The organism is Streptomyces sp. SD31, from assembly GCF_052068475.1.
Lineage (GTDB): Bacteria > Actinomycetota > Actinomycetes > Streptomycetales > Streptomycetaceae > Streptomyces.
The window spans coordinates 1-17548 of sequence record NZ_JBQHCX010000022.1 but is presented as its reverse complement, the minus strand read 5'-3'; the positions used below and the strand labels follow the sequence as shown (position 1 = coordinate 17548).

The following is a 17548-nucleotide window of genomic DNA, read 5'->3' as shown; positions in this document are numbered from 1 at the left end:
CCATGAGCGGCGGTTCAGGCGGCTCACGCGGACCGCTCGACGGGCTACTGGTGGCGGACTTCTCCCGCATCCTCGCCGGTCCGTACGCGACGATGCTGCTCGCCGATCTCGGGGCCGACGTGGTGAAGGTAGAGGGCCCCCAGGGGGACGACACTCGCACGTGGACGCCGCCGGTGCGCAACGGTGTGTCGACCTACTACCTGGGGATCAACCGCGGGAAGCGGTCGATCGCGCTCGACTTCCGCGACGAGGCGGACGCGCGGCTGGCGAGGGAGCTCGCTCGGCGCGCGGACGTGGTGATCGAGAACTTCAAGCCGGGTGGACTGGCACGGTACGGCCTCGACCACGCCTCGGTGAGCGCCGTCAACCCGGGCGTGGTGTACGCGTCGATCAGCGGTTTCGGAGCCGGACCCGGCCGGAACGTACCCGGCTACGACCTGATGGTGCAGGCGATCTCCGGGCTGATGAGCCTCACCGGTGATCCGGACGGGCCGCCGTACCGGGCGGGCATCTCGGTCTTCGACGTGATGGCGGGCAACCACGCCGCCATCGGCATCCTCGCCGCGCTGCGGCACCGCGACGCGACCGGCCAGGGCCAGCTCGTCGAGGTGAACCTGCTGTCCTCGGCACTGACCGGGCTGGTCAACCACAGCTCCTCCTATGTCGCCGGCGGCACAGTCCCCTACCGGATGGGCAACGCGCACCCCAGCGTCTTCCCCTACGAACCGCTGCCGACGGCCGACCAGGACCTGATCGTCACCGCGGCCAACGACGGGCAGTTCCGCAGACTGTGCGAAGTACTCGAGATCCCCGAGACCGCCGACGATCCCCGCTTCCGGCACAACGCCGACCGTACCGAGCGACGGGAGGAACTCCGGCCCCTCCTGCTCGAACGGCTGAAGACGAGGACCGCCCTGGAGTGGTTCGATCTGCTCGTCGACGCCGGGGTCCCCTGCGGACCGATCAACACCATCGACGGCGGATTCGCGATGGCCGAACGCTTCGGACTCGACCCGGTCGTCGAGGTCGGCGAGGGCGACCGGGCCGTACCCACGACACGGCACCCGATCCGCTTCTCCGAGACGCCCGCCGCCTACCGGCTGCCCCCGCCCGAGCTGGACGAACACGGGGCCGAACTGCGCAAGTGGCTGCAGGACTTTCTGGAGGACGACGATGCCTGAGTACCCGACCGCGCTCGGTGCGTCCTCCCTGGACAAGATCACCCTGCTCGGCCAGGACCTCGCGGCCGATGTGATGGGCGAGGTGGGCTTCGGCGAGCTGGCGTTCTGGCTGGCCACGCAGCGCCGCCCCACCCCCGGGGAGACACGGGTGTTCGAGGCCGTGCTCGCCGCTCTGGCCGACCACGGCTTCACCCCGACCGCGATCACGACCAGGCTGACGTACCTGTCGGCCCCCGACTCGGTCCAGGGCGCCCTCGCCGCCGGGCTCCTGGGCGGCGGCTCACGCTTCCTCGGCGTGACCGAGGACTGCGGCAGGTTCCTCCACGACGCCCTGTCGACAGCGCGGGGTGGCCCCCCGACCGACGAGGCGGGCTGGGACGAACTGGCCCTCGCCTCCGTGCGCTCGGCACGAGCGGAGGGCAGGGTGATCCCCGGTCTCGGGCACCACGTTCACAAAGAGGGCGACCCCCGCACACCGAGGCTGTTCCACATCGCCGCCGAGGAAGAGCTGGTCGGTCCGCACCTGTCGCTCTTCGCGGCCATCGGCCGAATACACCCTCAAGTCCTGGGCAGAACACTGCCGTTGAACGGCGCCGGCGTCTGCGGCGCCGCGCTCGCCGACCTCGGCCTCCCGCTGGAACTGCTGCGCGCCTTCGCCCTGCTCGCCCGCACGGCCGGACTCATCGGCCAGCTCGCCGAGGAGATCCGCAACCCCGTCGCGAACGACATCTTCCTCTCGGTGGACCTCAACAACCGCGCCGTACCGCCGCACCCTGCCGACGGAGGCGAAGCCTCAGCGAGCGGCAGATCAGGAAGGGACTGATGCCGTACGACGGTAGCGGCCGGGCGCGATGCCCTGTTCCCGGGAGAACGCCCGCGAGAAGGCGAACTCGGAGCGGTATCCGACGGCTTGCGCGATGTCGCCGACCGGATCGTCGGTGTCGCGCAGCAGGCGGGCGGCCAGGTCGATCCGCACGCGAGAGAGGTAGGCCAGCGGGGTGAGGCCCACCACCTCCTTGAACTGGCGGGCGAAGGCCGGGCGGGACATCGTGACGGTGCGGGCCAGGCTCTCCACCGTCCAGTCGCGGTGCGGCTCTTCGTGCATCAGTGACAGGGCGGTTCCGATGCGCGGGTCGCGCAGGGCGGTCAGCCAGGACGGTCCCGTCTCGGTGGCGGTGTCGGCCCGTTCGATCCAGGCGCGGATCGCGAGCACGAAGAGCACCTCGGTCAGACGGGTGGCCACTGCCCGGGAGCCGGGCTGCCCGCCCGCGGTCTCGGTGGCGAGGATCCGGACGACATCCCGCAACTGGGGGTCGGCGCTCATGCCGGGCACATGGATGACCTCCGGCAGCGCCGACAGCACCGGATGCCCGTCGGTGTTGCCGGCGTAGTGGAACTTGCCGCACACCACCCGCACGACAGGCCCGGCCCCGCCGAGGTCGACGACGCCCTCCGCGCCCGGCGGGTGAGCGGCCTCCAACTCCGCGTACGGGAGGGCCTCTTCGTCGGGGGCCCCGAGCAGCCGGTGCGGCGCGCCGCGCGGCAACAGCACCACGTCCCCGGACACCAGCTGCACCGGTGGCGCCTCGGCGGTCCGCAGCCAGCAGACGCCCTCGGCGATGAGATGGAACCCCGCGGTGCCCAGCCGGTCCACGGCACAGCCCCAGCCGGATCCGGACGACCGCAGCTGGGCGAGCAGTACGCCCCTGAAGCCGGTGGCGGCGAGTACGTCGGCGAGCACGTCCATGCCCCACACCCTAACGTCGACCTAACGCCGGAATGATGCAGAGGATCGACGAGTGAGACTCTGAGGCAAATTGCTGAGCGTCTCCGTCATGGATGCTCTCGGTGCCGATGCCTAGGGTTGCCGACGAGCGACGGCGCAGGACGGCCCTGCGCGACCTCCGGAAGAGCGCGCGCCGCCTGCCACCGAGGACGGAAGACATGAAACTGGGCATTGCCATGTTCCCCGCGGACTTCGCCGTCCGCCCCGACGAACTCGCGCGTGCGGTCGAGGACCGCGGCTTCGAGTCGCTGTTCCTTCCCGAGCACACCCACATGCCCGCCACCGAGCGCACGCGTGCCGAGGTGGGGGAGCTGCCCGCGCACTTCTCCCGCACCCACGATCTGTTCGTCGCTCTCACCTATGCCGCGGCCGCCACCCGGTCCCTGCGGGTGGGCACCGGCATCTGTCTGGTGCCCCAGCGCGACCCGATCGTCACCGCCAAGGCGGTGGCCAGCCTGGACGCCCTGTCGGGCGGACGTGTGCTGTTCGGGGTGGGCGCCGGATGGATCAGCGAGGAGATCGCCCACCACGGCACCGATCCGGGGCGCCGCTGGAGTGTCATGGCCGAGCGGGTGAAGGCGATGCGCCGGATCTGGGAGGACGACGTCGCCGAGTTCCACGGCGAGCACGTGCGCTTCGGACCCCTGTGGTCCTGGCCCAAGCCCCACCGGCCGTCCGGCCCGCCGGTTCTGGTGGGCGGTTCCGGGCCCCTCGTGGCGAGTCGGGTGCTCGACTTCGGCGACGAGTGGATGCCGCACGCCGGCATGCCCGTGGCCGAACTGGCCGAGCGCGTCGCGAAGTTGCGTGCCGCGGGACGTGCGGCCGGACGCGCCGATGACGTGCCGGTGACCGTCTTCGGGGCCGAGCCGGAGCCCGCGCACCTGGCGGAGCTGCGGGACATCGGCGTGAACCGGGCGGTGCTCTACGCGCCCCCGGCCGACGCCGAGGCCGTACACCGCTTCCTGGACCAGGTGGCTCCACTGACCGCCGCGTTCTCCCACTGACCGAACACCACGAGACACTGAAACCGAACAGGAAATACCCCATGAGCAAGGTCTGGTTCGTCACCGGCGCCTCCCGCGGCTTCGGCCGCCGCTTCGTCGAAGCCGCCCTGTCCCGCGGTGACAAAGTGGCCGCCACCGCACGCGACACCACCACGCTGACCGACCTCTTCACGGCCCACGGGGAGGCAATCCTGCCCCTGAAACTGGACGTGACCGACAAGGCCGCGGTCTTCGCGAGCGTCGAGCGGGCCCACGCACACTTCGGCCGCCTCGACGTGATCGTCAACAACGCGGGCTACGGCCTGTTCGGCGCCGTGGAGGAACTGCCCGAACAGCAACTGCGCGACCAACTGGAAACCAACCTCTTCGGCGCTCTGTGGGTCACCCAGGCGGCGCTGCCCCACCTGCGGGAGCAGGGCTCCGGCCACGTCGTGCAGATCTCCTCCACCGGCGGTGTGGCGGCCTGGCCACTGCTCGGCGGCTACCACGCCTCCAAGTGGGCCCTGGAGGGCCTGACCGAATCGCTCGCCCAGGAAGTCTCCGGCCTCGGCATCAAGGTGACACTGGTCGAGCCCGGCGCCTATGCCACCGACTGGGGCGGTCCTTCCGCCGTTCACGTCTCCGCCAACCCCGCCTACGACGGCGTTCGCGAACAACTCGACGCGTTCGTCCAGAGCCTCGACTTCGGCGACCCCACCGCCGCAAGCGAGGCGCTGCTGGAGATCGTCGACTCCGACAACCCGCCGCTGCGCGTCTTCTTCGGCACCCAGGGCAACCAAATGCTCCCGCAGGTCTACGCCGACCGGCTCAAGACCTGGGCCGACTGGGGCGACCTGTCGATCCGGGCGCAGGGCGGACAGGCCGCGTGACCGAGCCGGACCTCTCCGGCCCTCCTTCCCGCACACCATAGGAATCGGATGTAGCTCCCGCTGAGGGAAGATCGCCGTTCAGGTCGTGAGGTCCGCGAGACGAGCGAGGCGACCGTCGGCGCGATCACCGGCTCTCTGGCCGTTTCCCGCACGCTGCTGCTCGGCAGGTACGACACCGAAGGCCGCTTTCCGTACGTCGGCCGCACCACCCTCACCCAGGCGGCAGGTGCTGCGGTCGCCGGCCTGCTCGCTGCGGGGCGGCGCGGTCATCCGTGGACAGGCTGGTCGTTCTCCGCCGGGTGGGGCGGCCGGGAGACGCTGAACGTCACGCTGGTGGAACCTGAACTGGTGGGGAACTCGGCGTCGACGTCGCCCGCGACGCCTCCGGCCGGTGGCGCCACCCCGCACGCCGGCACCGCGCCCGCCCCGACCTCTCCCCCACCGACATCGCCCCCCCTGTAGCGCGCCCGCTTCTCATCAGACCGCCAGTGAAGGCGGGGGCCGAGGGCGAGCGCTGGCTGCTACAGGGGGGGCGGCGTCCGGTGACCTCCCCGCCCAGGTCGTCGGGCAGGGGCGATGCGAGCGGTGACGCGTTTACCGACCGGCTCCCGCTGAACCTCGCAACGAGGCAACGGCAGACCTTGCGCGACGGAACAGCCGCCGAGCTGGTGCGCTCACTGCCCGAACGCTCGGTCGTAGAGGCTCCGCAGCTTCGGGGTGGCCTCGGCATCGCCGAAGCACACCGGGACCTTGCCGTCCTTGGCGTAGACGAGGTAGGTCTGGCCGACAGAGAACTCCTGGCCGAATGACTCCAGTTGTCCTTCGTGGGTGTTGTCGATCCGGACGGTGGAGGCGTCTTCGCCGCGGTACCAGTGGTCCACTCGGAGAGTGACCTGGTCGCCGTCGATGGAGGTCGCGGTGCCCTCGAAGGCGGTCGTGTACTGGCGCAGGGTGGTGACGTCGAGCTCGGCGCACGATGTGGCAGGGCCGCCGCCGGTGTCTTGCTGGACGGTCAGGACCAGCGGGGCGGCCGCGGCCGGAGGAGTGTCGCGGGTCGCCGTGACTCCCCAGGTGATGCCGGCTCCCACCGTGAGCACAGCGGCGGCGGCTGCGGCCAGCAGCAGGGGGCGGCGGGGGCGGTTCGCTGTGCGGGGGGAGGTGCGGACTGTGGTGTCGGCGGTCATGGTGGCCTCCAGGAGACGGTTGATGTCGGGCTGGGGAGCATCAGAGGTCCGCGCCGGGTCGATGGCCCTCAGCCGGGCCAGCAGTTCCTCGTCGTTCACCGGTTGCTCCTTCCTTCACCCATCTCATGTCCGGCCTTGTCGTCATTCTTTCGGTCAAGCAGAGCGGCGAGTTTCTTCTTTGCCCTGTGCAGGCGGATGCTGACGGCGTTGGCGGTCAGTCCGGTCACTTCCGCTATCTCGCGCGGGGTCAGCCCCTCCCATGCCCAGAGCAGCACCACCTCACGGTCCAGGGCACCGAGTGTGCCGAGTGCGGCCTGAAGTTCGGGGGGGTCGGCTTCCCCGGGCATGGGCGGCGGTGCGGTACGGGTCAGCCGCTCCACCAGCCGGAGCCGACGCCCGTCCGCCCGGCGGGCGTTGGACAGGCAGCCGCGTGCGACGCCGTAACACCAGGGCAGCACGCTGTCGGGGTCGATCACGGGGCCCTTCCCGAGCCCGGGCACGTCCTCGAGGCGGCGCCAGAGCACGAGCATCGTCTCCGAGAGGATGTCGTCTACCGCGTCGGCGTCCGCCCGGCGCAGCAGATACCGGTGCAGCGGCTCCGCCACGGCGCGGGCCAGCGATTCGAAGCGGGCTTCTCGGGCCCGGGCAAGTTCCTGCTCCAGCATGGATTCCACACCCCCACCTGTCCGGCCGGGGACTGTTCCTTTCATCGCGGGCACTGTACTTACCCGGCCCCAGTGAGGTCCGTCGCGCCGGCCGAGGCGACGGCCGCTTTCCGGCTGTCCCGGCCTGCGAGGTCCGGCACGGGTAGGTCGGCCACAACCCTTCGCGCGCGTCCTCCCAGAGTTGGAAGCCGCTGCGGCAGAGATCCTCTACAACGGCGCCCAGCGGGCGCGGGCCTGGCCAGGGTCTGGGTGAGGATGACCGTCGGCCTCATCGCGGCCGCACTCTCCGGCGTCGGGGTGACGGGCGGCCGCCAGGGGCTGCACCGCGTCCCCGCGCCCTGACGGAGCCTCAGAAGACCGCCGCCCCGGCGCAGCGGAACCGTACTCACATGCCCGCCCGGCCCGTGGGCGGCGCGAGATCGCCCCGGTGAAGCACCGTAAACCGATCGGTTTTCATTTCCTCCACATCGAGTTAACCTCGCGGCATGACCACCGAAGTGAAGCCAAGTACCAGAGAGCGGCTGCTGGAGGCGGCAGCCCTCCTCACCTACCGAGACGGTGTCGGCATCGGCGTCGAGGCGCTGTGCAAGGCGGCGGGGGTGTCGAAGCGTTCCCTGTACCAGCTGTTCGAGAGCAAGGACGAACTGCTGGCGGCGAGCCTGGGGGAACGCGCCTCCGCCTTCACGGCCGGGCTCCTGCCGGCGGCGAACGACGGCCGTTCACCCCGCGAGCGGATCCTGCACGTCTTCGACCAGCTGGAGGGGCAGGCGGGTGCGCCCGACTTCCAAGGCTGTCGGCACCTGGCTGCTCAGATCGAGCTCAAAGACCAGAGCCACCCTGCGAGCCAGGTGGCCCACCGGGTCAAAGAGAATCTGACCGCCTTCTTCCGTGCCGAGGCCGAACGGGGCGGGGCAAGCCATCCCGATCTGCTGGCCCGGCAGCTCAGTCTGGTCTTCGACGGCGCCAGCGCCCGCGCGGGGATCGGAGCCGACAAGCTGACAGGGCTCGTCACGCCCACAGTGGCCACCTTGCTCGATGCGGCAGGCATGCACTGACGCATCCCCTTTCGAGCAGGCGCCGTGACCGTGCCCTCGCCAGGCCGATGGAGGAATCGGCGACCACTGTGCGTGACACTCTCGCGCCCCCCCTGTGCGCTGACCCTATTGCTGCGGATGGCAACCTCAGCCTTGCGCTCGGAAACCGATCGGTTTACGATGATGGAAACCGGTCGGTTTCTCAATGAATCCGAGGGCTGGTCCGTGGTCACGCCCCCTTCGGGCGGACCCTGTCCGAATCACCCGTCCGCAGCAGTTCACACAAAGGGAAGCCAGCGAGATGCCCAGCACAGAGCCACGTCCCACGATTCAGATCCCGGGAACCACCAGCCACACCATCGCCCCGCGCGCAGGACACCGCAGCGACGAGGGGACCCTGCGCTACCTCAGAGCGGGCACCGGCGCTCCGGTGGTCCTGCTGCACACCGTGCGCACCCAGGCCGAGCACTTCCGCCACCTCATCCCCCTGATCGCGGACCAGTACACCGTGTACGCCCTCGACCTGCCGGGGATGGGCTACTCCGAGATCGTGCCCGGCGCGTCGTACGACGAGCCGGCCATGCGCGCGGGCGTCGAACGGCTCCTGACCGAACTCGACCTCCACGACGTGACCCTGGTCGGGGAGTCCATGGGGGCGGTGCTCGCCCTGACCACCGCGGCCGACCTGCCCGAGCGGGTCCGACGCGTCGTCGCGGTGAACACGTACGACTTCCCCGGCGGTATCGCCCGGTCCAGTCTTCTCGCCCGTGTGGTGGTCAGCGGTGTCCTCACTCCGGGGGTGGGCCCGGTGGTCGCCGGGGTGGAGCCCAAGGCCGTCGTCCGCAGGATCCTGCAGGGCGGGCTGGTCGACAAGACCGCGCTGCGGGAGGACTACCTTGACGAACTCCTCCAGGTGGGCAGCCGCCCCGGCTACTCGACCGTCGCCAGGGCCGTGTACCAGAGCCTGCCCAGTCTCATCGCCGCCCGCTCGCGTTACCCCGAGGTCAAGGCACCCGTCCACCTCGTCTACGGGGAGAAGGACTGGTCGCGGCCATCGGACCGGCAAGCCGACAAGGAGCTGCTGCCGGCCGCCGATTTCACGCAGGTGCCGGGAGCAGGCCACTTCATCGCCCTGGAACGGCCCGACCTGTTGGCCGACCTGCTGAACGCGGTGGCGTGACCGCCCCCGAGAGCGCCGTAGTCACCCCCGTTCGGGTGTAGTGCGGGACGGGGACCAGGTTCGACCATGTGCCTGACAGCGTCGTGGCATGCAGAGGAGCAGCGCGTGGCAGAGGTTCAGATCGAGTTCGATGTTCCGGCGGAGATGCGTGACGGCACGGTGCTGCGCGCCGATGTCTACCGGCCCGGGGGCACGGGGCCGTGGCCGGTGCTGCTGAGCCGACTGCCGTACGGCAAGCAGATGGCCCTGGCGATCAGTCTCCTCGATCCCCTGGCGGCGGCTCGGCGTGGCTTCATGGTGGTCCTCCAGGACACCCGCGGCCGGTTCGCCTCCGATGGGGAGTGGGAGCCGTGGACGTACGAGGAGAGCGACGGGTACGACACCGTACGGTGGGCCGCCGCCCTTCCCGGAGCGAACGGCTCCGTCGGCATGATCGGCGCCAGCTACTTCGGCAACACCCAGTGGATGGCGGCGCTGTCCAAGCCGCCGGAGCTGAAGGCGATCGCGCCGATGGTCACGTGGTCCGACCCGGACGACGGACTGTGGACGCGCGGCGGCGCGATCGAACTCGGCATCACCGCGCCCTGGTCCCTCATGATGGGCGCCGACGCGCTGATGCGCCGTCACAGCACCGACCCGGCCACGCTCGGCGGCAGCCTCGGCAGGCTCGTGCAGGATCTCGACGGCCTGACCGACGGCGGCTACGGCGAACTGCCCGCCGGGCGGTTTCCCGCGTTCGCCCGGCACGACCTGCCCGAGCTGGGCTACGAGCGTTCCCGACGGGAGCCCGACTGGGCGCGTTCCTCCCGTGTCGCGGGCCGGCACGACGAGGTCGACCTGCCCACCTTCCAGGTCGGCGGCTGGTACGACATCTTCTGCCAGGGCACCCTCGACAACTTCACCGCCATGCGCGGCGCCGGCCGGTCCGCCACGCTGATCATGGGCCCGTGGAGCCACGCCAACCAGCAGCACGTCATCGGCGACGTCAACTTCGGGTTCGGCGCGAACTCCGCCTTCATGGGCATGCGCGGACCCCTGCACGGCCTCCAGCTCGACTGGTTCCAGCGCACGATCGGCGACGGTGAGGCGCTGGAGCCGGACACGGGCAAGGTGCTGCTGTTCGTCATGGGCATCAACCAGTGGCGCGAGGAGACGGAGTGGCCCCTGTCGCGGGCCGTGGACACGGACTTCCACCTGCGCGCCGACGGACGCCTGACGCAGGAGCCGCCCGCTGTCGCCGAGCAGGCCGAGGAGTTCACCTACGACCCCATGGACCCGGTGCCCACCACCGGCGGCGCGTTGCTGATGACCGACGAGTTCCGTCCCGGGCCTCTCGACCAGAGGGACGTGGAGGCGCGCGAGGACGTCCTGGTCTTCACCACCGAACCGCTCGCCGAGGACGTCGAGGTGACCGGCCGCGTCCGGGCTGTGCTCTTCGCCGCCACGGACGGACCCTCGACCGACTGGGTGGCACGCCTGTGTGACGTCGACGAGAACGGTGTCTCCCGCAATGTGGCCGACGGCATCGTGCGGGTGCGCGCGGCGACACCGGGCGAGGCGGCCGAACACGTCGTGGACCTGTGGTCGACCAGCATCGTCTTCCGGGCGGGTCACCGGATACGGGTCCAGGTCACCTCCAGCAACTTCCCCCGCTGGGACCGCAACCTCAACACGGGCGAACCCGAGGAGAACGCGACCACGGCCCGAGTGGCCCGCCAGCAGGTCTTCCACGACCCCGCCCGGCCGTCCCGCATCGTCCTGCCCGTGGTGCCTCCAGCCTGACCGGGAGGAGCAATGGAAGAGCCCGCCGATCCGTTGCTCCGGTGGGCAAGGGCGCCGAAGTAGCCATGTCGGCTCGGTCGAAGGGCGGCAGGCATCCTGTGGCGGAGGCGATGCCCTCCCACGGGCGCCTGCCCCTCGGCAAACGCCGCGGTGAAGATTCCTCGGTCAGCAGACCGACCAGGTTCCGCTCGACCGGCCTGCGATGACGGGGCCGGATCCGGAGGCGGCGGCCATCCGGTCGAGTACGGCACCGAGGGCCTGGCCAAGGGGGCACGAGTGGCCCGCCTGCTCGATCTGATGCCAGAGTTGGCCACCGAACTCCAACTGCTGGTCAAGGCCCGCTACGCCGCCCACGATCCACTTCATCGACGCCCTGCCCAAGACCCCCAGCGGCAAGACCCAGCGCTACCTGCTGCGCAACCGCCGGCGCACCGAACTCGTCGGCCCGGAGCCACGTTGACCGGCATGGAACCTCTCCTCGTCATCGCCGTGGCAGGCCGGCGACCGAGCTTCTGTGCCGGCGGAAACTTCCGCCAGTTCCTGGAGCTGCACGAGCGGGGCGACAACCCGGTCGACTTCCTGGCCGACGTGTCGGCCCGCTTCAGCCGCATCGCGGCCAGCCCGAAACCATGGGTCGCCGTAGTGCATGGTCACGCTGTCGCCAGGGGCCTCGAACTGGCGCTGGCCTGCGATGTCGTCGCCGCCGCCGACACCACCCTCATCGTCTGGTCAGGGGCGGTCCGGATGGATCGAAGCAGCCCCTTTTCGAGCTGGGGGTGACGGCGATGTCGATGAGGGCGACTCGTGGCTGTCCCGTCGGGCGAACGCCCTACGGCATTGTGTGGTCGATCGGCGCCATCCGCTCGATCGACAGCCGGGTGAGTCGCATGGCCTCGATGAGTTCCTCGGTCCTCGCGGGGCTCAGCCGGTCGATGGGGATCGAGCAGCTGATCGCGTCGATCGGGGGTGTGGTGAACCGGAGTGCGAATCCGTAGCAGACGACGCCGACGAAGTTCTCCCCGTTGTCGATGGCGTATCCACGCTCGGCGGTGGCCCGCAGGTCCTTGATCAGAGCGTCGTGGTCGGCGTGGGTGTTCGGCGTGAGGGGCTTCAGCGTGTCGGGGACATGGTCGGCAAGGTCGGTGTCCAGCCGCTCGGCGAGCAGCGCCTTGCCCAGTGCCGTGCTGAAGGCCGGGAGCCGGCGGCCGACCCGGCTGAAAGGGCGGAGGTACTGGCTGGATTCGTGCGTCGCCAGATAGACGATGTCCGTGCGGTCCAGTCGCCCGTAGTGGATGGTCTCGTCGAGTCTGGCGCTCAGGTCGTTGATCAGCGGCTGGACGATGCGCAGATAAGGGTCCGCGTCCAGGTAGGTCGTCCCCGCGAGGAGGGCGCGGATGCCGACGCTGTAGAGCGTGCCGGAGGGATCGGTGCGGACCCAGCCGTGCTCCGTCAGGGTGCGCAGCAGAGCGTAGACGCTGCTGCGTGGGGCGCCGAGGGCCTCGCTGAGTTCTCGCAGCCGAGCGGGCCGGTTCTGCCGCGCGGCCAGGAGCTCGAGCAACTCGACCGTACGGGCTGCCGACTTCACGCCCCGTACGCCACTGACCGCCTCAGGCTCACTCATCGCCACCCCTTCCGAACGCACTCGAAGAATTCTTGCACCGATGCTTGACGGTTATCAGCCATGTAGCCATGCTCTCCATCACGAGACGACTGTCTACATACGGAGACAGGGGGCATGCATGGAGACGACTCGGGATATCGAGCGCGACCGCGAGACGGCGGATCGGCTGCGCAAAGGGATGGCGCAGGGTGTCCTGTCCTTCCCGCTGACATCCTTCGACACCGAAGGCGGCCTCGACCTCGACGGCTTCCGCACCCACCTGGCTGCGCAGCTCGCCGCCGGTCCGGGTGCCGTCTTCGTCGCCTGCGGAACCGGTGAGTTCTTCTCGCTGTCCGCCGAGGAGTACCACGCCGTCGTACGCACCGCCGTCGAGGTGGTGGCGGGACAGGTCCCGGTGGTGGCCGGCGTCGGGTACGGCTGGTCGCTCGGGCTGCAGTTCGCCCGGCTCGCGGAGGGGGCCGGCGCGGACGCCGGGCTGCTCATGCCGCACTACCTCGTCTCCGCCCCGCAGCGCGGATATGTGGACCATGTCCGGGCGGTGGCGGGCGGCTCGCCCCTTCCCCTGATCGTCTACCAGCGCGGGCAGGTCAAGCTGAGCACCGCCGCGGCCAGGGAACTGGCCACGGTCGACGGCGTCGTCGGCCTCAAGGACGGGCACGGCGACCTCGACCAGATGCAGCGGCTGCGGCTGGTGGCGCCCGACGACTGGCTGTTCTTCAACGGCGTGGCCACCGCCGAGATGCAGGCACGGGCGTACTCGAGCATCGGCATCCCGGCCTACTCCTCGGCGGTTCACGCCTTCGCACCCGAGATCGCGGGCGCCTTCTACGCGGCGCACCGGGCCGGAGACCACCCAAGAATGGAACACCTGCTGAGGGAGTTCTACCTGCCCCTCGTCGAACTGCGCGACCAGGGCACGGGATATGCGGTGTCCCTGGTCAAGGCGGCGGCCCGGCTCCGCGGAGCCCCGGTCGGCCCGGTCCGCGCGCCCCTGATGGAACCGGCCCCTGACCACCTGGAGCAACTCGAGGCCCTCCTGCACACCGGCCTGGCGCTCGCAACGGACAGGTGAGGAAGTGAGGGACCGTCGTGCTCAGCAGCGCGCCTCGCATCGTCAAGGTGACCGTCACCCCCATCCTCACCAGTGACCCCGACGAGGAGATCGCGGCCGTCCACGCCCTGCCCTAGTGCCAGCCCGCCTGCACGAACGGTTCAACCGGACGCCGCAGTGCCACAACCGCGACGACGTCGCGGCCATGCGGCGGCGAGCACACCGACTGGACGCAGCCACCGCTCCCGCGATGGTGACCCCGGCCGGCCAGAACCCCACCCATGAAGGAGAACAATGATGTTCCAGGCCCGACTGCGCCAGGGCCGGCACCTCGCCGGCGCGGCTGTCTGCGCCGCCGCTCTTCTCACCCTGACCTCGTGCGGAGGGGTCCAGGGCGGCGGGGGCAACGGCGAAGACGCCGAGAACTATCCCACCAAGACCGTGGAGTGGACCGCGCCTTCCGACCCGGGCGGCAGCACCGACCTGATATCGCGCGCCGCCGCCAAGGCGTTGGAGGACCCCCTGGGGCAGTCCGTTGTCGTGGAGAACAAGGCCGGCGCCAACGGCGCCGTGGGCGGCAAGGAGATCCTGGGCCGCAAGCCCGACGGCTACAGCCTGGTCATGCTCTCCCAGTCGCTCATGTCGATCGGCCCGCACACCGTCGTCGACGATGACCCGATCAAGATGTCCGACATGGACGTCATCTCCGGGCTGACCGTGGAGGACTACGTCCTCGTCGTCCCGGCGCAGTCGGACATCGAGACCCTCGACGACCTGCTCGCGAAGAAGTCGGTCAAGTACGGCACCACAGGCGCCGGCACCGGCAGCGAGCTGGCCCAGGCCCTCCTCTTCGGCGACGCCGGCGTCAAGGCCAGCGGCATCCCGTTCGACGGCGGCGCGCCCACAGTGACCGCGCTGCTGGGCAGCCAGGTGGACGTCGGCGCCGTCCATGTGGCCGAGGCCGCTCCCCATCTCACGTCCGAAAAGCTGCGTCCACTGGCGGTTTTCGCCAAGGAGCGCATCGACTTCCTGCCCGACGTGCCCACCGCTGTCGAGTCCGGCCACGACGTCGTCGTGGACCAGCGCCGCTGGGTCGCCGGCCCGGCAGGACTGCCGGACAACGTCGTCTCCGAGCTGCGAGCGGCGCTGAAGAAGGCCGTCAAGGACCCGGAGTACGGCAAGTTCCTGGAGAACAACTACATCGGCCGCTGGGAGGCCTCGCCGGACGCCGTCGTCAAGCAGGTCGAGACCGCCAAGAAGGGCTACGGCGAGCTCATCGACAAGTTCGGTCTGGACCTGAAGAGCGAGGGCTGAGGCATGAGGACCCAGGCACGACTGGGGGCGCTGGTGCCGCTCGGTATCGGCGCCCTCGCCGCCCTGGCGGCCGTATCGATGGGGCTGGGATCGCCTGCCGACCCCGGCCCCGGGCTGTGGCCCCTGATCGTGAGCCTCACCATGGTGACGCTGTCCGCCTCGCTGCTCCTCAATCCCGGCGCAGACACCGAGCAGGAACCGTTCAGCCGGCAAACCGCCGTGGTGGCCCTGGGCGCCCTGTCGCTGGTCGCGTACACCCTGCTCATCGAGCAGGTGGGCTTCGAGGTCATGACGGTGCTCCTGCTGGTGCTGTGGATGCGCGGCTTCGGCCGGGACAGCTGGCGGCTCAGCCTGGCCGTGGCGCTGGCCGCGTGTGCGGCGTCCTATCTGCTCTTCATCGTCGCGCTGGGCGTCTCGCTGCCTCATCTCGTCGCGTTCTGATCCCTCGACACCTGTGAGAACCCGATGGACTTCCTCGCTCCCGCTCTCGACGGCTTCGGCGTGGTCTTCGAGCCACAGAACCTGCTGTACTGCCTGATCGGGGTGACCCTCGGCATGCTGGTCGGCGTGCTGCCCGGCCTCGGCCCGGCCGCCACCATCGCCATCCTGCTGCCGGTCACCTACACCCTCGAACCGGCCTCGGCGATCATCCTGCTCGCCGGCATCTTCTACGGCGCCCAGTACGGCGGCACGGTCACCTCGGTGCTGCTCCGCCTGCCCGGAGAGGCCTCGACGGTGGTGACCGCCATCGACGGCTACGAGATGGCCCGCACGGGCCGGGCCGGATCCGCGCTCGGCATCGCCGCGATCGCCTCCTTCATCGGCGGCACCGTAGGCATCGTCGCACTGACCGTGGCAGCCCCGTTGGTGGCGGGCTGGGCTCTGGCCTTCGGCCCGCCGGAGTACGCCGCGCTCGCGCTGCTCGGCATCCTGATGATCTCCACCCTGAGTACCGGATCCCTGCGCCGCAGCCTCCTTGCGGGCAGCATCGGGCTGCTGCTCGCCACCGTGGGCCGCGACCCGCTCCTGGGCAGCGCTCGCTACACCTTCGGCAGCGACCAACTCGCCGACGGGCTCGACTTCGTCATCCTCGCCATGGGCCTGTTCGGCATCGGCGAGATCCTGCACAGCCTCGAACGCCTCCGCCAGGGCGCCCCGCCGAAGCCCCGCGTCGGCCGGGCCCGGCCCAGCCGGGCGGAGTTCGTGCAGTCCAGGTGGGCGATCGCCAGGGGGACGGTGGTGGGCTTCTTCCTCGGCATCCTTCCCGGCGGCGGCGCCACGATGTCCTCGATGGTCGCGTACACGGTCGAGAAACGCTCCTCCAGGACGCCCGAGCGGTTCGGCAAGGGCGCGATCGAGGGGGTCGCGGGCCCGGAGGCGGCCAACAACACCGCCGCCACCTCCTCGTTCATCCCGCTGCTCACCCTCGGCATCCCGGCCAACGCGACCATGGCCGTCATGTTCGGCGCCCTGCTGCTGGCGGGCGTGACCCCGGGCCCGCAGATGATCGACGAACATCCCGAGGTGTTCTGGGGCGTCATCGACTCCATGTACATCGGGAACCTGTTCCTGATCATCCTCAGCATGCCGCTGATCGGGCTGTTCGTCCGCGTGCTGCGCGTCCGGGCCAGCATCCTGGCGCCGCTGACCGTGCTCATCACCATGATCGGCGTCTACACGATCCGCTCCAGCATGTTCGACATGCTCGCCGTGATCGTGCTCGGCGTCGTCGGCTACCTGATGAAGAAGGTCGGTCTGCCGCCCGGCCCGCTCGTCCTCGCCTTCGTGCTCGGCAACCTGCTGGAGACGGACTTCCGGCGCTCGATGCGGATGTTCGACGGCGACGTGACCGGCTTCCTGGGCCGCCCCGTCTCCGCCACGCTGCTCGCCTTCGTCGTCGTCTTCACGGTCGCCGTACCCCTCCTCAGCCTCCGCAAGAAGCTCCGGCAGCCCGGACCTCCCGACACCGCCGCGACCGTCCCCCACCCCGCCACCACGACCACCCCGGAGCGAACCCCGGACCACCCCCGTACGGCGGCCGAACCCGGCGGCCACAGCGAGGAGCCACAGCATCCGGGCTGAGCCCGCCCTGGACCGGGCCAGGCATCTACGACGTGGGACGCAACGCCGGCTTCGTCGTAGTCGGCACCGACCACGACACCGCCGCGCTCACCCCCGCACGGCCCACACCTTCGACACGGCCCTGACCACCCACGCCGCCCTCACCGGCATCACCCGCCAGGCGCTGGACCGCCTCGTCGCCGAGCTCCGCGACATGATCGACGCGATGCCGCCGGCCCAACGGCCCCGGCACCGGAAACTGGCTGTCGAGAACATCATCTGGGCCGCCGTTCTGGACCAGCGCGGCCTGCCCCCCTCGCTTCTCGCCCACTTCTTCCATATCGGCGAAAACCAGATGCGCACCCTCATCCAGCAGACCCGCCCCGTGCTCCAACGGCACGGCCACCACAGCGAGCCGCTCCCAGTCCGGCTCATCGACCCCACCGCACTGGCCAGATACGTCATGAACGCGACGTCAGGCACGAGTTGACACGACACGCACTACCAATTCATCGACGGGCCCTGGCTGCGGCACCGGGCGAGGAGCCCGATTGGATCGAGCCCGGCGCGGTGACGCCGCAGATCGGTCAACGGTCGGGGCGCCTTCGCCACCCACGCTGCACGGCCCGACCCAACGAAGCCGCCTTGGCGCGCGTCCGTTGCCCGCCGAGTCGGTACGCCGGTGCGCCGGGCATGTCAGGCCAGGGCTTGGCCTCTACCTGCCACGACCTCGGGGCGGAGCAGGTCGGCGAGGGTCTCGGCGGGCAACAGGCCCTTCTCCAGGACGAGTTCGGCGACGCCGCGGCCGGTGACGAG

Annotated in this window: 19 protein-coding genes and 1 pseudogene; 12 read left to right on the top strand and 8 right to left on the bottom strand. The window is 70.3% G+C overall.

Going from position 1 to position 17548, the window contains the following annotated elements:
• Positions 1–2 precede the first annotated feature (2 nt).
• Positions 3–1181 carry a CaiB/BaiF CoA transferase family protein gene (locus tag ACTMVF_RS36790; RefSeq protein WP_441275417.1) on the top strand — a complete coding sequence of 393 codons (1179 nt, stop codon included), beginning with the start codon at positions 3–5 and terminating at the stop codon, positions 1179–1181.
• The gene (locus ACTMVF_RS36785) at positions 1174–2004 is read left to right on the top strand and encodes a citryl-CoA lyase (RefSeq protein ID WP_441275416.1); all 831 of its coding nucleotides are present in this window, start codon (positions 1174–1176) and stop codon (positions 2002–2004) included. The genes ACTMVF_RS36790 and ACTMVF_RS36785 overlap by 8 nt, the downstream gene beginning before the upstream one ends.
• Here the strand turns inward: ACTMVF_RS36785 and ACTMVF_RS36780 are convergent.
• A complete protein-coding gene (locus ACTMVF_RS36780) occupies positions 1990–2928 on the bottom strand; it encodes an AraC family transcriptional regulator (protein ID WP_441275415.1) in 939 nt (312 codons plus the stop codon). The genes ACTMVF_RS36785 and ACTMVF_RS36780 overlap by 15 nt on opposite strands.
• 197 nt (positions 2929–3125) lie before the next feature.
• Here ACTMVF_RS36780 and ACTMVF_RS36775 point away from each other — a divergent pair, with 197 nt between their 5' ends.
• Both ACTMVF_RS36775 and ACTMVF_RS36770 read left to right on the top strand, forming a co-directional pair.
• Complete coding sequence (locus tag ACTMVF_RS36775) at positions 3126–3971, top strand: LLM class F420-dependent oxidoreductase (protein ID WP_441275414.1); 846 nt, start codon at positions 3126–3128, stop codon at positions 3969–3971.
• 41 nt (positions 3972–4012) lie between these two features.
• Positions 4013–4840, top strand: coding sequence for an SDR family NAD(P)-dependent oxidoreductase (locus tag ACTMVF_RS36770; RefSeq protein ID WP_441275413.1), 828 nt, complete (start codon positions 4013–4015; stop codon positions 4838–4840).
• A gap of 78 nt (positions 4841–4918) precedes the next feature.
• Here the strand turns inward: ACTMVF_RS36770 and ACTMVF_RS36765 are convergent, their stop codons facing one another.
• The 3 genes from ACTMVF_RS36765 to ACTMVF_RS36755 form a co-directional block, all read right to left on the bottom strand.
• On the bottom strand, positions 4919–5110 hold the full coding sequence (locus ACTMVF_RS36765; protein ID WP_441275412.1) for a hypothetical protein: 192 nt from the start codon (positions 5108–5110) through the stop codon (positions 4919–4921).
• Positions 5111–5514: 404 nt separating this feature from the next.
• Positions 5515–6123 carry a hypothetical protein gene (locus ACTMVF_RS36760; protein WP_441275411.1) on the bottom strand — a complete coding sequence of 203 codons (609 nt, stop codon included), beginning with the start codon at positions 6121–6123 and terminating at the stop codon, positions 5515–5517.
• A complete protein-coding gene (locus ACTMVF_RS36755; RefSeq protein ID WP_441275410.1) occupies positions 6120–6689 on the bottom strand; it encodes an RNA polymerase sigma factor in 570 nt (189 codons plus the stop codon). Before ACTMVF_RS36755 ends, ACTMVF_RS36760 begins: the two co-directional genes overlap by 4 nt.
• A gap of 485 nt (positions 6690–7174) precedes the next feature.
• Between ACTMVF_RS36755 and ACTMVF_RS36750 the strand changes: the two genes are divergently transcribed.
• The 3 genes from ACTMVF_RS36750 to ACTMVF_RS36740 all read left to right on the top strand — a co-directional run bounded on the left by ACTMVF_RS36750 (position 7175) and on the right by ACTMVF_RS36740 (position 10685).
• Positions 7175–7744 (top strand): TetR/AcrR family transcriptional regulator, encoded by a 570-nt coding sequence (locus tag ACTMVF_RS36750; RefSeq protein WP_441275409.1) that lies wholly within the window; start codon positions 7175–7177, stop codon positions 7742–7744.
• 280 nt (positions 7745–8024) lie between these two features.
• Positions 8025–8903: an alpha/beta fold hydrolase gene (locus ACTMVF_RS36745; protein ID WP_441275408.1), complete on the top strand. Its 879-nt coding sequence runs from the start codon at positions 8025–8027 to the stop codon at positions 8901–8903.
• Positions 8904–9008: 105 nt separating this feature from the next.
• A complete protein-coding gene (locus tag ACTMVF_RS36740; RefSeq protein ID WP_441275407.1) occupies positions 9009–10685 on the top strand; it encodes a CocE/NonD family hydrolase in 1677 nt (558 codons plus the stop codon).
• Positions 10686–10850: 165 nt separating this feature from the next.
• On the opposite strand, the gene ACTMVF_RS36735 is transcribed toward ACTMVF_RS36740, so the two are convergent.
• Entirely contained in the window at positions 10851–11051 is a 201-nt protein-coding gene (locus ACTMVF_RS36735) for a hypothetical protein (RefSeq protein ID WP_441275406.1), read from the bottom strand.
• 99 nt (positions 11052–11150) lie between these two features.
• Between ACTMVF_RS36735 and ACTMVF_RS36730 the strand changes: the two genes are divergently transcribed.
• Positions 11151–11465: an enoyl-CoA hydratase/isomerase family protein gene (locus tag ACTMVF_RS36730; RefSeq protein WP_441275405.1), complete on the top strand. Its 315-nt coding sequence runs from the start codon at positions 11151–11153 to the stop codon at positions 11463–11465.
• Between the two features lie 49 nt (positions 11466–11514).
• On the opposite strand, the gene ACTMVF_RS36725 is transcribed toward ACTMVF_RS36730, so the two are convergent.
• A complete protein-coding gene (locus ACTMVF_RS36725) occupies positions 11515–12306 on the bottom strand; it encodes an IclR family transcriptional regulator (protein ID WP_441275404.1) in 792 nt (263 codons plus the stop codon).
• 118 nt (positions 12307–12424) lie between these two features.
• Between ACTMVF_RS36725 and ACTMVF_RS36720 the strand changes: the two genes are divergently transcribed.
• The 4 genes from ACTMVF_RS36720 to ACTMVF_RS36705 all read left to right on the top strand — a co-directional run bounded on the left by ACTMVF_RS36720 (position 12425) and on the right by ACTMVF_RS36705 (position 16753).
• A complete protein-coding gene (locus ACTMVF_RS36720) occupies positions 12425–13378 on the top strand; it encodes a 5-dehydro-4-deoxyglucarate dehydratase (RefSeq protein ID WP_441275403.1) in 954 nt (317 codons plus the stop codon).
• A 273-nt stretch (positions 13379–13651) separates the two neighbouring features.
• Positions 13652–14671 (top strand): tripartite tricarboxylate transporter substrate binding protein, encoded by a 1020-nt coding sequence (locus ACTMVF_RS36715; RefSeq protein WP_441275402.1) that lies wholly within the window; start codon positions 13652–13654, stop codon positions 14669–14671.
• 3 nt (positions 14672–14674) lie between these two features.
• The gene (locus ACTMVF_RS36710) at positions 14675–15112 is read left to right on the top strand and encodes a tripartite tricarboxylate transporter TctB family protein (protein ID WP_302003140.1); all 438 of its coding nucleotides are present in this window, start codon (positions 14675–14677) and stop codon (positions 15110–15112) included.
• 24 nt (positions 15113–15136) lie between these two features.
• A complete protein-coding gene (locus tag ACTMVF_RS36705; protein WP_441275401.1) occupies positions 15137–16753 on the top strand; it encodes a tripartite tricarboxylate transporter permease in 1617 nt (538 codons plus the stop codon).
• Between the two features lie 25 nt (positions 16754–16778).
• Here ACTMVF_RS36705 and ACTMVF_RS36700 read toward each other — a convergent pair whose 3' ends face one another.
• The gene (locus ACTMVF_RS36700) at positions 16779–17141 is read right to left on the bottom strand and encodes a hypothetical protein (RefSeq protein WP_441275400.1); all 363 of its coding nucleotides are present in this window, start codon (positions 17139–17141) and stop codon (positions 16779–16781) included.
• Positions 17142–17428: 287 nt separating this feature from the next.
• A pseudogene (locus ACTMVF_RS36695) lies at positions 17429–17548 on the bottom strand (aspartate ammonia-lyase); the annotation flags it as partial.